This is a genomic window from Aeromonas lusitana, assembly GCF_002812985.1.
GTDB classification, from domain to species: Bacteria; Pseudomonadota; Gammaproteobacteria; order Enterobacterales; family Aeromonadaceae; genus Aeromonas; species Aeromonas lusitana.
In genome coordinates this window covers 40,964-53,350 of record NZ_PGCP01000019.1, presented here as the reverse complement: position 1 = coordinate 53,350, position 12,387 = coordinate 40,964, and the positions used below count along the sequence as shown (strand labels likewise).

At 61.1% G+C, this 12,387-nt stretch carries 16 protein-coding genes; 1 reads left to right on the top strand and 15 read right to left on the bottom strand.

Annotation, left to right across the window (positions count from 1 at the left end):
• Positions 1-47: 47 nt before the first annotated feature.
• Positions 48-392 carry a Grx4 family monothiol glutaredoxin gene (locus CUC44_RS13000; RefSeq protein ID WP_100860354.1) on the bottom strand — a complete coding sequence of 115 codons (345 nt, stop codon included), beginning with the start codon at positions 390-392 and terminating at the stop codon, positions 48-50.
• 285 nt (positions 393-677) lie between these two features.
• On the opposite strand from CUC44_RS13000, the gene sodB reads away from it, so the two are divergent.
• Positions 678-1,262, top strand: coding sequence for a superoxide dismutase [Fe] (sodB, locus tag CUC44_RS12995; protein WP_100860353.1), 585 nt, complete (start codon positions 678-680; stop codon positions 1,260-1,262).
• Between the two features lie 113 nt (positions 1,263-1,375).
• On the opposite strand, the gene CUC44_RS12990 is transcribed toward sodB, so the two are convergent.
• The 14 genes from CUC44_RS12990 to CUC44_RS12925 form a co-directional block, all read right to left on the bottom strand.
• A complete protein-coding gene (locus CUC44_RS12990) occupies positions 1,376-2,182 on the bottom strand; it encodes an MlaA family lipoprotein (RefSeq protein WP_100860352.1) in 807 nt (268 codons plus the stop codon).
• A gap of 79 nt (positions 2,183-2,261) precedes the next feature.
• Positions 2,262-3,548: a c-type cytochrome biogenesis protein CcmI gene (gene ccmI, locus CUC44_RS12985; protein WP_100860351.1), complete on the bottom strand. Its 1,287-nt coding sequence runs from the start codon at positions 3,546-3,548 to the stop codon at positions 2,262-2,264.
• Positions 3,545-4,024, bottom strand: coding sequence for a cytochrome c-type biogenesis protein (locus tag CUC44_RS12980; RefSeq protein ID WP_100860350.1), 480 nt, complete (start codon positions 4,022-4,024; stop codon positions 3,545-3,547). The genes ccmI and CUC44_RS12980 overlap by 4 nt, the downstream gene beginning before the upstream one ends.
• A gap of 11 nt (positions 4,025-4,035) precedes the next feature.
• Entirely contained in the window at positions 4,036-4,566 is a 531-nt protein-coding gene (locus CUC44_RS12975) for a DsbE family thiol:disulfide interchange protein (RefSeq protein WP_100860349.1), read from the bottom strand.
• Complete coding sequence (locus tag CUC44_RS12970) at positions 4,563-6,518, bottom strand: heme lyase CcmF/NrfE family subunit (protein WP_100860348.1); 1,956 nt, start codon at positions 6,516-6,518, stop codon at positions 4,563-4,565. Before CUC44_RS12970 ends, CUC44_RS12975 begins: the two co-directional genes overlap by 4 nt.
• An 82-nt stretch (positions 6,519-6,600) precedes the next feature.
• A complete protein-coding gene (ccmE, locus tag CUC44_RS12965; RefSeq protein WP_100860347.1) occupies positions 6,601-7,092 on the bottom strand; it encodes a cytochrome c maturation protein CcmE in 492 nt (163 codons plus the stop codon).
• The gene (ccmD, locus tag CUC44_RS12960) at positions 7,089-7,295 is read right to left on the bottom strand and encodes a heme exporter protein CcmD (protein ID WP_010673947.1); all 207 of its coding nucleotides are present in this window, start codon (positions 7,293-7,295) and stop codon (positions 7,089-7,091) included. Before ccmD ends, ccmE begins: the two co-directional genes overlap by 4 nt.
• A gap of 2 nt (positions 7,296-7,297) precedes the next feature.
• Entirely contained in the window at positions 7,298-8,038 is a 741-nt protein-coding gene (locus tag CUC44_RS12955) for a heme ABC transporter permease (protein WP_100860346.1), read from the bottom strand.
• Positions 8,039-8,202: 164 nt separating this feature from the next.
• Entirely contained in the window at positions 8,203-8,871 is a 669-nt protein-coding gene (gene ccmB / locus CUC44_RS12950; RefSeq protein ID WP_100860345.1) for a heme exporter protein CcmB, read from the bottom strand.
• Positions 8,872-8,874: 3 nt separating this feature from the next.
• Positions 8,875-9,510, bottom strand: a complete 636-nt coding sequence (gene ccmA / locus CUC44_RS12945) for a cytochrome c biogenesis heme-transporting ATPase CcmA (RefSeq protein WP_100860344.1) — start codon at positions 9,508-9,510, stop codon at positions 8,875-8,877.
• Positions 9,511-9,673: 163 nt separating this feature from the next.
• Entirely contained in the window at positions 9,674-10,060 is a 387-nt protein-coding gene (locus CUC44_RS12940) for a DUF2802 domain-containing protein (RefSeq protein ID WP_100860343.1), read from the bottom strand.
• Between the two features lie 93 nt (positions 10,061-10,153).
• Entirely contained in the window at positions 10,154-10,642 is a 489-nt protein-coding gene (locus tag CUC44_RS12935; RefSeq protein ID WP_005333026.1) for a chemotaxis protein CheW, read from the bottom strand.
• A 69-nt stretch (positions 10,643-10,711) separates the two neighbouring features.
• Positions 10,712-11,596 (bottom strand): chemotaxis protein CheW, encoded by an 885-nt coding sequence (locus tag CUC44_RS12930; RefSeq protein ID WP_100860342.1) that lies wholly within the window; start codon positions 11,594-11,596, stop codon positions 10,712-10,714.
• Positions 11,593-12,387: a ParA family protein gene (locus CUC44_RS12925; RefSeq protein WP_100860341.1), complete on the bottom strand. Its 795-nt coding sequence runs from the start codon at positions 12,385-12,387 to the stop codon at positions 11,593-11,595. Before CUC44_RS12925 ends, CUC44_RS12930 begins: the two co-directional genes overlap by 4 nt.

Here is a 12,387-nt window from a genome sequence, read left to right as displayed (position 1 = left end):
AAGGGGGAGCCGATGGCTCCCCCTTTTTTCATGATGCGGATGCAACCTTATTCGGCGGCAGCTTCATCCTGCTTGTGCTTGGCGGCCACTTCCTTGATCAGGGTCTGCAGTTCGCCGGCCTGGAACATCTCGATCATGATGTCGCAGCCGCCGATCAGCTCCCCTTCCACCCACAGCTGGGGGAAGGTCGGCCAGTTGGCAAACTTCGGCAACTCGGCACGGATGTCCGGGTTTTGCAGGATGTCGACGTAAGCAAACGGCTCGCCGCAGGACATCATGGCCTGGGAAGCCTGGGCAGAGAAACCGCAGCTCGGAAGCTTGGGGGAACCCTTCATGTACAGGATGATGGGATTGTCAGCCAGTTGCTGTTTGATCTTTTCGATAGTTTCCATAGATGCCTCACTAGAGCGATTTCGGCGGCCATTCTACTGCAAACCGGGCAGACCACAAACTGGCAAACCAGGGGAAGTGCAAGAAGAGATGGGTCAATAAGCGGCAGCTTGATCCAAGTCATGGCGAGAATCAAGAGTTGTTAGCCCATCTTTGATACTGCTACAATCGATGGGCTTTGGGCCTCTGGCCCCCTATTTTAACAACAATTCTTTTCAAAATAGAAAAGAGTACGCAATGTCTTGCAACCGTCGCTTTCGCACGGTCCAGCCAATGGAGAGTAGAAAATGGCATTCGAACTTCCCGCTCTGCCCTATGCAATCAATGCACTGGAACCGCACATCTCCCAGGAAACACTGGAATACCATCACGGCAAGCACCACAACACCTACGTGGTCAACCTGAACAACCTGGTGCCGGGTACCGAGTTTGAAGGCAAGTCTCTGGAAGAGATCATCAAGACCTCCACCGGTGGTGTCTTCAACAACGCCGCCCAGATCTGGAACCACACCTTCTACTGGCACTGCCTCTCCCCGAACGGCGGTGGCGAGCCGACTGGCGCCCTGGCTGATGCCATCAATAAGGCCTTCGGCTCCTTCGCCGAGTTCAAGGATGCTTTCACCAAGTCTGCCATCGGCAACTTCGGTTCAAGCTGGACCTGGCTGGTGAAGAAAGCCGACGGCTCCCTGGCCATCGTCAACACCTCCAACGCCGGCTGCCCGCTGACCGAAGCCGGGACCACCCCGCTGCTGACCGTCGACCTGTGGGAGCACGCCTACTACATCGATTTCCGCAACCTGCGTCCGAAGTACATGGAAACCTTCTGGACCCTGGTCAACTGGGAATTCGTGGCCAAGAACCTGGCCGCCTAATCGGCCCCTCTTGCCAAAACGCCCCGCATCGCGGGGCGTTTTTTTTATGGTTGATAGCCAACAAGAAGGGCGCCACTGGCGCCCTCTTTATTCAATTCACATGCAGCTGACGCTTACTGGTCTATCTCATCCAGATACTCGTCCAGGTTACTGTCATCTTCCTTGCCCTGCTGCTTGAGCTCAGGCTGGCGACCGCTCACCTTGCCATCGTTGTACTGCAGGTAGAAGTCCTTGGTCAGGGCATAAGGGTCGAGGGCGTTGTCGATGATCCGCTCCTGATCGATGAGCTTGGAACGCGTCCCCACCCCGTCCAGCGCCCAGTGCACCACCCGCAGCGGGAAGGTCAGCAGGGCGTAGGGGAAGTAGATGGTGTCGATGGTATCCCCCACCAGCTCTCGGGTGGTGGTCGGGCCGTAGACGGGCACCATGATATAGGCGCCATCGCCAATGTCCGCCTTGCCGAGCACGGTATCCATCTCCAGGGTATTGCGCGCGAGGCCCGCGTGCTTGGCCACATCGAAGAAGCCGAACAGACCCAGAGTCGTGTTGAGGGTGAAGCGGCCCAGGTTGGTCCCCGCCCCCGGCAGATCCCCCACCAACAGGTGGTTCACCATGCTGCTCGGCTCATCGAAGTTATCCACGAAATTTTCAATGCTGTCTCTCACTCCTTGCGGCACATAGCGGGCATAGCCGTGCACCACGGGGCGGGCGACATAGGGCTCGAGCACGTCGTAGTTGACGGCCCACATGGCGCGGTTGGCGCCCTGGAAGGGATCTCGTGGATCGCTGGCCGTACTGGTGGCCTCGGGACGGTTTGGGGTTTCTTCGAGATCCAGGCTCTCTGGACCCGGCTTCGGAGGACCACCCGCACAGCCCCCCAACAGCAGTGCCACTGCCAATGCTCCTGAACGCAAATACATATGAAAATCCTAAGCTTTTATGATGAATCAATCTGAATTATAGGTGGCCCGCCCCATCCAGGGTCGGGCCAAAAGGGTATTAGAGGGCGTGATCGATGCGGATGTCAATCGGCGCTGACGGAATGGTGCTGGTAGGGACGGTCACCGAGACCCCCTCGAAGGCCCCTTCCTTGTTCATGACGTTGCCACCACGAGACAGACGCGCCTTGAATTGCAGCTCGGGCTGAGCCGCCAGCTTGCTGCCTTCCATCATGGCGTCACCGTCTCCCAAGGAGAGGGTCAGCGGGAACGCGGGCCCAGGGATGCGCTTGACCGCGATGGGCATGGGCGGACCATTGGGGATCACCGCAAACACGAACAGGTGAGCATCTTCCGGCAACTGGATGCCGGGAGCCAAGGTGATGTGGAGCGGGAACTCCCCCTCCTTCACCACCAGCACCTGAGCCTGCGCGCCAGCTTGTTCATTCTTAACGGCCGGAGCAGAGGCCGGGGCGGTAGTCACTGCGATGCCGCGCTGGCGCAGCTGCTGCTCGGCATACTCGATGGAGCGCTCCACCATCACATAGCGGGTCGAGCCCTTCTCCAGCAGCGGCAACATGGCCTGCCAGCGACCGAGGGCGGTCTGGAAGTCCTCTTTCTGCAGTGCCATGAAGGCATAGACGGAGCGGGCCTCGATATTGGCCGGATCCTGGGCGATGGCCCCTTGCAGCAGCTGATCGGCCTGGGCCTCGGATCCCGTCATCATCAGGGCCTGGGCATAGGGCACGGCCACCATGGATTTTTGCGGGGCCAGCTCATAGGCTCGCTCCAGCGCCTCACGGGCCATCTCGGGATCGTTGCCATCCAGGGTCAACCGCCCCAGCAGCAGCCAGCCACGATAGTCGTTCGGCTCGTCCTTGAGGCGAGTGCGCAGCGCCAGGGTGAAGTCCAGCAGATCCTGCTCGGTCACCTGGGCATCTCGTTCCACCAGGATACGGTTGCTGAGCTCCCCGAGCCGGCCGCTGGCATCCTGCCAGCGCTGCACCTCTTGCCAGGCGCCGAGCTTGTAGTAGAGGCCGACGCTCACCACTACCAGCACCAGCACACCCGGGATCCAGATCAGACTCTTGCCACCGCGGGCGGTCTGCTCCACGTCTGGGATGTCATCGAGCAAACTGCGCTGCAGCTCCACCAGGGACTCGGATTCCTCCGCCAGCACCCCCTGCTCACGTTCCTCGCCTATCTCGAGCACCCGCTGGCGATAGAGCTGCTTGTTGAGGGCCGAGCGGCTGATGCTCTGACGAGCCTCACCACGCCACAGCGGCAGGATCAGCGCCAGGCTGACCAATACCAGCAGGGCCGCGCCCAAAATCCAGAATGCGGTCATTGTTTCTCTTCCTCTTTGAGCAGGGCAGCCAGCCGTGCCTGCTCTTGTTCGCTCAGGGCACTCTCGGCCTGTGCGGCGGCGGGGGAACGGCGGCGGCTTCGCACCACCACTGTGGTGGCGCCGATGACGATGACCAGCAAGGGGCCGAGCCAGAGGATCAGGGTCGAGGCCATCAGGGGCGGATCATAGAGGATGAAGTTGCCGTAGCGGGCCACCATGTAATCCACCACCTGCTGCTTGTCCTTGCCCTCCCGTACCATCTGATAAGTCTTGTCACGCAGGTCCTTGGCGAGCCCGGCGTTGGAGTCGGCGATGTCCTGGTTCTGACACTTGGGGCAACGCAGCTCCTTGGTCAGCTCCCGGAAGGTCTGCTCCTGAGCGTCGCTGTCGAAGGTATAGACATCGATGGCAGCTCGGGCCTGACCGGCGCCAAACAGTCCCGCCATCAGCAGCAAGGACGCAATAAGCGTTTTCATCGGTCGCTCCCTTATTTCATGGCGTCATAGATGGGTTTGAGGGTCGAGGCCCAGACTTCGGGATTGACGTCCCCCACGTGGCGGTAACGGATGATGCCCTGACTGTCGATAAAGAAGGTCTCGGGGGCGCCGTAGACGCCGAGATCCAGTCCCAGCATGCCATCCGGATCGTAGAGGTTGATCTGATACGGGTTGCCGAGCTCGGCCAACCACTTGATGGCCTTGTCCCGCTCGTCCTTGTAGTTCATGCCGACGATATAGATGCCCTGCCCCGCGAGCTGCTTGAGGTAGGTGTGCTCCCCATAACAGGTCGGGCACCAGGTCGCCCAGACGTTAAGCAGCATGGGGCGGCCCTTGAGGATGCTCCTGTCGTGCTGCTTGTTGAGATCATAGATATCCTGCAGGGTGAACACGGGCACCTCCTTGTCCACCATCACGGATTCCAGCTTGGTCGGATCGGAATAGAGCCCCTTGAACAGGAACACGGCCCCCATCAGGAAGATGATGAACGGCAGCAGAAACAACCAGGTTTTACGGCTCATGGCTTGGATTCCTCTTCACGACGACCGAAACGATAGCGTTTGTCCAGCATCGCCAGCACGCCGCCGATGGCCATGAAGACGCCGCCGAACCAGATCCAGCGCACGAACGGCTTGTAGTAGATGCGCACCGCCCAGGCGCCGTTGTCGAGCTGCTCGCCGAGCGCCGCATAGAGATCCCGGGTGATGCCCGCATCGATGGCGGCTTCCGTCATCGGCATGCGACTCACCTTGTACATCCGCTTCTCCGGCTTGAGCAGAGCGACCTGCTTGCCGTCCCTGTGCACTTCCAGCACGCCCTTGAAGCCGTCGTAGTTCGGACCGTTCTTCTCCTTGATGCCGGTGAAGACAAATTCGTAGTCGGCAAAGTGCACCCGATCGCCTGCCTGCATACGCAGGTCCTTCTCGATGCTGTAGTTCTGGGTGCAGGCGATGCCTATGATGCTGACCGCGAGCCCCACATGACCCAGGATCATGGCCCAGTGGCTGTTGCCAAGCTTGCGCACCCCGGTGGTGAAGTCGTGCTTGTGGGTGGCGCGCACCCAGGTCTCCTGCACGCTGGTGATGATGATCCAGGTGCCGAGCCCGATGCCGAGTGCGGCCCAGGGTTTGAACTCTTCAGCCAGCAACAAGGGCAGGCCGATCGCGGCTGCCAGGCTCAATACCAGCGCCAATATCACCTTGAGTTTGAGCTCACCCAGCTCCTGACGGCGCCAGCGGAACAAAGGGCCCAGCCCCAGCAGCAGGGCGAACGGGATGATGAGCCAGCTGTAGATATGGTTGAAGAAGGGGGTACCGATGGAGATGCTACCCAGCCCCAGCTCCTTGTGCACCAGGGGCAGCAGGGTGCCGAGCAGCACGGTCAACAGGCCCGCCACCAGCAGTATGTTGTTGCCAAGCAGCAGGGTCTCCCGGCTCCACAGCTCGTGCTTGCCGTGGCTCTTGACCTGGGAGCCTTTGAAGGCGAACAGCAGCAGGGAGCTGCCGATCACCGCCAGCAGGAAGCCGAGGATAAAGAGGCCGCGAGTCGGATCCGAGGCGAAGGCATGGACCGACACCAGCACGCCGGAGCGCACCAGGAAGGTACCGAGCAGGCTCAGGGAGAAGGCAGAGAGTGCCAGCAGCACTGTCCAGGCCTTGAAGGTTGCGCGTTTCTCACTCACCGACAGGGAATGGAGCAGCGCCGTGCCCGCCAGCCAGGGCATGAAGGAGGCGTTTTCCACCGGATCCCAGAACCACCAGCCGCCCCAGCCGAGCTCATAATAGGCCCACCAGGAGCCGAGCACTATGCCGAGGGTCAGGAACACCCAGGCGGCCATGGTCCAGGGACGGGACCAGCGCGCCCAGGTGGCATCCAAACGTCCCGTCATCAAGGAGGCGATGGCGAAGGCGAAGGCCACCGAGAAGCCCACATAACCCATGTAGAGCATGGGCGGGTGGAAGATGAGGCCGGGATCCTGCAACAGCGGATTCAAGTCGCGCCCATCCACCGGGAAGTACGGCAGGGTACGGGTGAAGGGATCCGAGGTGAACAGCACGAAGGCGGTGAAGCCCACCGAGATGAGGCCGAGCACCCCGAGCACTCGCGCCACCGCATCGAGCGGCAGGCTGCGGCTCAGCAGGGCCACGGCGGCGGTCCAGCCGCCGAGCGTCAACACCCACAGCAGCAAGGAGCCCTCGTGGGCGCCCCACACCGCAGAGATGCGGTAGGCGAGCGGCAGCAGGCTGTTGGAGTTGGTAGCCACGTACTGCACGGTGAAGTCGTTGTCCACAAAGGCCCAGGTCAGGCAGAGGAACGACAACAGCAGCAGCAGGAACTGGGCATAGGCGAGCGGACGGGCCGCCGACATCATGCCGATACGGCCCCAGCTTGCGCCGAGCAGCGGGTAGCTGCCGAGCAGCAGGGCGGTGGCAAACGCCAGGATCAGTGCGAATTGCCCGAGTTCTGGGATCATGCTTGAGCTCCTTTCAATCGAGCCGCGACCTGAACCTGCTCACGGGCGAGAAACGGTGAAAACGACATCAGGAAGGAGGCGCTCATTGCTTGGCCCCCTTCAGCTGCGCCTCGGTATATTCGGGTTTGAAGTGCATGCCGTTGGTGGCGTCGGCCACTTCCGGCGGCATGTAGTTCTCGTCGTGCTTGGCCAGCACCTCGAAGGCGGCGACCGTAGTGGCATCCTTGAGATTGCCCTGGGCGACTATCCCCTGCCCCTCACGGAACAGGTCCGGCAGTATGCCGTCAAATTCCACCGTCACCAGATGGCCGCCGTTGTCCACCAGCTTGAAGGAGACCTTGAGGCTCTGGGGATCCCGCACCACGGAGCCGGGTACCACCAGGCCACCGATGCGCAGGCGTTGCCCCTCCTCGGGCTTTACCTTGTCCGGTCCCTTGCCCTCGACCAGCTCGCTCGGGGTATAGAAGAGATCGATGTTCTGGCTGAGGGCATAGAGCACCAGGCCAATCACGCTGGCAAGGCCGAGGCTGATGGCCAGTATGATGGTGAGGCGTTTCTTGCGTCTCGGGGTCATAGGGTGTTCTCCATCTGCTGGGCCGCCTTGCGACGGGCCTCACGAGCCTGTTTGTTGCGCAACTCACCGAGCAGGCTGCGGGTTTTCAATCGGGTGGAAATGACGATGCCGACCAGGCAGAGCCCGGTCAGACCGAAGGAGAGCCAGACGTAGAAGGCATAGCCCCCCATCGCCATGAAGTCACTGAATGAGGCAAAGTGCATGCTTACTTCTCCTGCCTGGCGATGTCGGCGACCCAGGGGCGATGCCACTCCCGCATCAGGAGTTCATTGCGAAAACGCATCAGGGTCAGGGCGCCGAGGAAGGTCGCGAACGCCAGAATCATGATGAGTAGCGGCCACAGCATCTCGGGGGAGATGGAGGGTTTGTCGAACTTGGTGATGGAGGCGCCCTGGTGCAATGTGTTCCACCACTCCACCGAGTAGTGAATGATGGGCAGGTTGATCACCCCCACCAGCGCCAGAATGCCGGCGGCGCGTCCCGCCACCACCTTGTCGCTGAAGGCGTTGTAGAGCGCGATGACGCCGAGATAGAGGAACAGCAGAATCAACTCAGAGGTGAGGCGCGCATCCCAGACCCACCAGGTGCCCCACATGGGCTTGCCCCAGGCGGCGCCGGTGAACAGGGCGATAAAGGTGAACACGGCGCCGACCGGGGCGATGGCCGCCACCGTCATGTCGGCCATGCGCAGTTGCCACACCAGACCGATGAAGGCCGCCACCGCCATGGTGGAGTAGGCCCCCATGGAGAGAATGGCGGCGGGCACGTGGATGTAGATGATCCGAAAAGAGTCACCCTGCTGGTAGTCCGCGGGGGCAAACGCCAGCCCCCAGACAGTGCCTACGATGAAGGCGAGCAGACTGATGCCCGCAAACCAGGGCAGCAGAGTCCCGGCCAGCCGGTAGGCTCGCTCGGGTTTGGCATAAGGGTGCAACCATTTCCACATAGCTCACAAAACCTTTCAGTTATTAATTTTATAGTGGCGAGGCCTACCATACCCACTGCCGGAAAACATCATATCCCCCGAAAGCAATAAGCAGCCATCCCCTTGATCTATCTCAATTATACATTCTCGAAAAAGGCCTCAAAAAGGGCTTTTTGAATAATTAATCAGTTAACGCTGACCCGCAGTGCCGCCGAGATCGCCAGGGGGGTCAGGGTCAGGGCGCCCACCAGCATGGCCCCCAAAATAGCCAGTTGTCCGGCATAGGGCATGCCCATGCTGGCCGCGTCGATGGCGGAGGTGGCGAAGATCAGCACCGGAATATAGAGCGGCAGCAGCAGCAGGCTGAGCAGCACCCCGCCCTTGCGCAGCCCCGCCGTCAGCGCCACCCCAACCGCCCCGAGCAGGCTCAGCACTGGGGTGCCGAGCGCCAGGGTCGCCACCACGGCGAGATAGGTCTTCATGTCCAGGGAGAGCAGGATGGCGAGCAAGGGGGAGACCAGCAGCAGCGGCAGACCGGTCAGTAGCCAGTGAGCGACCACTTTCGCCAGCGCCAGCAGCCCGAGTGGATGGGGCATCAGCATCATCTGCTCGAGGGCGCCGTCGCTGAAGTCATCGCGAAACAGCCGTTCCAGGGAGAGCATGGCGGCGAGCAGGGCTGCCACCCAGATGATGCCGGGGGCGATGCGGGCCAGCAGCTGGGGCTCGGGGCCGATTCCGAGCGGAAACAGGGTAATGACGATGAGGAAGAACCAGAGCGGATTGAAGATGTCGGCGCGCTGGCGCAGGGCCATCAGCAGCTCCCGCTGGATCAGGGTGAATACGGCGCTGAGCATGGGTCACTCCTGCAGCAAGGGGGTGAGGGAGAGGGTCTTCAACCGCCCCTGCATCAGGGTCAGGTCCTGATGGGTGGTGAGCACCACCATGCCCCCCCGCTCGGCGTGAGTGAGGAACAGGCGCTCAAGCACCTTGACACCCTGCTTGTCGATGGCGGTGAAGGGTTCATCCAGGATCCAGAGTGCTGGCTGATCAGACAGCCAGAGCCGGGCCAGGGCCACCCGCCGCTGCTGACCGGCTGAGAGCTGACCGGCGGGGTAATCTTCAAACCCGGCGAGGCCGACCTGGGCCAATACCTGCCACAAGTCCACGTCAGAAGAGCCGCTGCCGTGCAGCTTCTGATAGAAGGCGAGATTCTCGAGGGGGGTCAGGGTCGCCTTGACGCCGGGCTGATGGCCCAGATAGAGCAGGTTGGCATGGTATTCATCGCGGCAACGGCGGATCTCCTCCCCGTTCCAGCACACCTCACCGGCGAAAGGTTGGGATAAGCCGGTCAGCAGGCGCAACAGGCTGGTCTTGCCGACCCCGTTCGGACCCTCAATTTGCACCAGATCGCCAGCCGTCACCGCGAAGGTGAGGTGTTCAAACAGGGTGCGATCTTCACGCACGCAGCTCAGATTGTTGGCTTGAAGCAGCATGAGGATGTAATCATTGAAAATGAGGCGGCCTGCATATTAACACAGGATCTGGGAGCGTCTTTTCAAAGATACCAATAATCAACAGGATTTGTGGGGAAGATCGCGCCTTGGCGGCGGCAGATATGGCAGGGGAAATCGGGGGAGCAGATGCCTCCCCCTGGATTCAGGAGCGGCCTTTGCGCAGGGAGATCAAGAGCTCAGCTTCCGCCTGCGGCAATTCGCATTCGCTCATCACCTCGTCGAGATCGGCGCCGAGCTCCACCATCTTGGCGGCGCGGCTGTAGAGGCGGCGTTCAGGATCCTGCAGGGTCAGCTCCTGCTGACTGTCATGGATCTTCTGCATGGCCCCCTCTGCCGACTGCAGACGCTGACCCATGCCGATGGCACCTGTGTGCAGCTCCATCATCTGCTTGCGCAGACTCTCGAGCTGCCCCTGCAGCGTCTCTACCCTGGCCTCGGACTCTCGTCGGCTGCGGCGCTGGCCAAGGATCCCCACCAGGGCCAACACCAATGCCAACAAGGACAACCCCAAGGCTGCGAATTCAATCATCAAACCATCACCTTAACTGTCGTGGGGCGCCGTCACGGCGACCCCAGGATTGGGTCCCTTCAGACCCGGGTTCATCGAACGCACTTGTTCCCATTACAGGGAGCCAATGTCGTCCCACTCTTCGTCCGACAGCAGCTTGTTGAGATCCACCAGGATCAGCAGCTGACCATCGCGGTTGCTGACACCCTGGATGAACTTGGCGCTCTCCTCCGTGCCCACCGCCGGCGCGGCATCGATCTCGGAGGAGCGCAGGTAAACCACCTCGGCCACGCTGTCCACCATGATGCCGATGACCTGCTTCTCCGCCTCTATGATGACGATGCGGGAGTTCTCGCTCACGTCCCCGGCCGGCAGGCCGAAACGGGAGCGGGTATCGATGACGGTCACCACATTGCCACGCAGGTTGATGATGCCCAGCACATAGTCGGGAGCGCCCGGCACAGGGGCGATCTCGGTGTAGCGCAACACCTCCTGTACCTGCATAACGTTGATGCCATAGGTCTCGTTTTCCAGCTGGAAGGTCACCCACTGCAGCACTTCATCTTCGGCCAGATTCTGGGCGATATTGCGCTTCTCTGTCATGTTCTTAATCCTTGTATGAACCCGTCAACGGGTAAAATTAGCAATAAAACCACGGTATTGCCGATCTGATCAGCGACCTTCTATGTTCACACCCCGGCCAAGCAGCACCAGCAGCTCTTTGACGTGCAGCAGGGCGCACATCTTCTCCTTGACCATGCCCGCCAGCCAGGGGCGTTTGCCCTCCTGATGACGCCACTTCACCTGGTCACGGCGCAGCAGCTCCGTGCCCTTGAGCTGATGGCAGGCGAGCCCCCAGGGGGATTCTCCCAGCATGATCAAGTTCTTGTATTCGGGCACCTCGAGCGTTTGATCCGGCATCACCCAGAGCGCCGTGTCCACCACGTTCATCTTCTGCTCACGGGACGCCATGATGCCGCGATACCAGGCCGGCTGACCAAACAATGAAGTCACCTCCCCCAGCTGGTGAATGCCACCGAGCTCGGTCAGGGGCACCGCAAAAGTCACCCCGGCCACGTCGAAGAAGAGTGCCTGAAATTCGTTGCCCGTGTCCAAGTTTTCCCAGGTCGACGGGGCGGGCGCCGCCTCGACGGCCAGGGCCAGCTCAGGTTCTGTGACCGGTAGGATGGCGGGCTCGGCACTCTCGAGATGCACTTCGGGCAACATGGGCTCGACCAGCGTCTCAACCTCGACCGAAGTGCTCGCCTCGGCTTCCACCTCGATTTGAAAAGGCTCGGCCTGGTGCTCCTCATGGCTCAGGGCATCCATCTCGAACTGCACCTGACCCACCTGGGCCAGCAGCTCACTCAGCTGCTCCAGCCTGGCATCGGCCTCCAGGTAGGGGGCCGCCACCTCAGGCATTGAGACTGGCTGTGCCTGACGCAGCAACGCAGGCGCCGGCTCCTCATCTTCCAGGCTCTCCCGCAGCAGGGCATCATCCAGCAGCAGGGAGTGGAAGTAATCATCCATGGCCCGAACCTGGGTGGTCTCTCTCATGGCTTCACCTCATGGGTTCGTTGACGCTCTTCGGCATCGAGATAATTGAGCAGCGTATCGTAGGCATAGGTGCCACGGCTGCCCGGCGCATAGATGGAGGGGGGAATGTGCAGCAAGCTGGCATCCCGGAACTTGGTATCGATGGGGATGACCGCATTCCACACCGCCTCGCCATACTGCTCCTTGATGGATTGCAATGTCATCAGGGAGGCACGGGTGCGCTTGTCAAACATGGTCGGGATCACGGTATAGCGGAACTTGTCCCGCTTGGACCGCTGCATGATCTCGAACGTCTTCATCATCCGCTCCAGCCCCTTCAGGGCCAGGAATTCGGTCTGCACCGGCACCAGGATCCGATCGCAAGCCGCCAGGGCGTTGACCATCATGACCCCGAGCACGGGCGGGCAATCGATCAGCACATAATCATACTGATCCTGCACCCGCAGCAGGACACGCTTGAGCACCAGCCCCATCCCCTCCCGGTTGCCCATGACCCTGTCCAGTGTCGCCAGGGTAATGGAGGCCGGCAGCAGGCTGATGTTGTCGAACTTGGTCTTGAGGGTCATACGGTTGACCAGCTCGCTACTTGGCTTGGCCGCCTGGAACAGCTCGTACAAAGTGCCCTCCAGCCGATCCGAATCAAAATCGAAATAGGAGGTCAGGGAGGCGTGGGGGTCGGTGTCGATCAGCAGCACCCGTTGGCCACGCTGGGCCAACAGCCCCGCGAGGGAGACTACTGTGGTGGTTTTACCGACTCCACCCTTCTGATTGGCAACCGTCCAAACAATCAA

Excerpts from the sequence above, each read along its gene's own strand:
- CUC44_RS13000 (WP_100860354.1), bottom strand. The coding sequence starts at position 392 with ATGGAAACTATCGAAAAGATCAAACAGCAACTGGCTGACAATCCCATC.
- sodB (WP_100860353.1), top strand. The coding sequence starts at position 678 with ATGGCATTCGAACTTCCCGCTCTGCCCTATGCAATCAATGCACTGGAA.
- CUC44_RS12990 (WP_100860352.1), bottom strand. The coding sequence starts at position 2,182 with ATGTATTTGCGTTCAGGAGCATTGGCAGTGGCACTGCTGTTGGGGGGC.
- ccmI (WP_100860351.1), bottom strand. The coding sequence starts at position 3,548 with ATGACCGCATTCTGGATTTTGGGCGCGGCCCTGCTGGTATTGGTCAGC.
- CUC44_RS12980 (WP_100860350.1), bottom strand. The coding sequence starts at position 4,024 with ATGAAAACGCTTATTGCGTCCTTGCTGCTGATGGCGGGACTGTTTGGC.
- CUC44_RS12975 (WP_100860349.1), bottom strand. The coding sequence starts at position 4,566 with ATGAGCCGTAAAACCTGGTTGTTTCTGCTGCCGTTCATCATCTTCCTG.
- CUC44_RS12970 (WP_100860348.1), bottom strand. The coding sequence starts at position 6,518 with ATGATCCCAGAACTCGGGCAATTCGCACTGATCCTGGCGTTTGCCACC.
- ccmE (WP_100860347.1), bottom strand. The coding sequence starts at position 7,092 with ATGACCCCGAGACGCAAGAAACGCCTCACCATCATACTGGCCATCAGC.
- ccmD (WP_010673947.1), bottom strand. The coding sequence starts at position 7,295 with ATGCACTTTGCCTCATTCAGTGACTTCATGGCGATGGGGGGCTATGCC.
- CUC44_RS12955 (WP_100860346.1), bottom strand. The coding sequence starts at position 8,038 with ATGTGGAAATGGTTGCACCCTTATGCCAAACCCGAGCGAGCCTACCGG.
- ccmB (WP_100860345.1), bottom strand. The coding sequence starts at position 8,871 with ATGCTCAGCGCCGTATTCACCCTGATCCAGCGGGAGCTGCTGATGGCC.
- ccmA (WP_100860344.1), bottom strand. The coding sequence starts at position 9,510 with ATGCTGCTTCAAGCCAACAATCTGAGCTGCGTGCGTGAAGATCGCACC.
- CUC44_RS12940 (WP_100860343.1), bottom strand. The coding sequence starts at position 10,060 with ATGATTGAATTCGCAGCCTTGGGGTTGTCCTTGTTGGCATTGGTGTTG.
- CUC44_RS12935 (WP_005333026.1), bottom strand. The coding sequence starts at position 10,642 with ATGACAGAGAAGCGCAATATCGCCCAGAATCTGGCCGAAGATGAAGTG.
- CUC44_RS12930 (WP_100860342.1), bottom strand. The coding sequence starts at position 11,596 with ATGAGAGAGACCACCCAGGTTCGGGCCATGGATGATTACTTCCACTCC.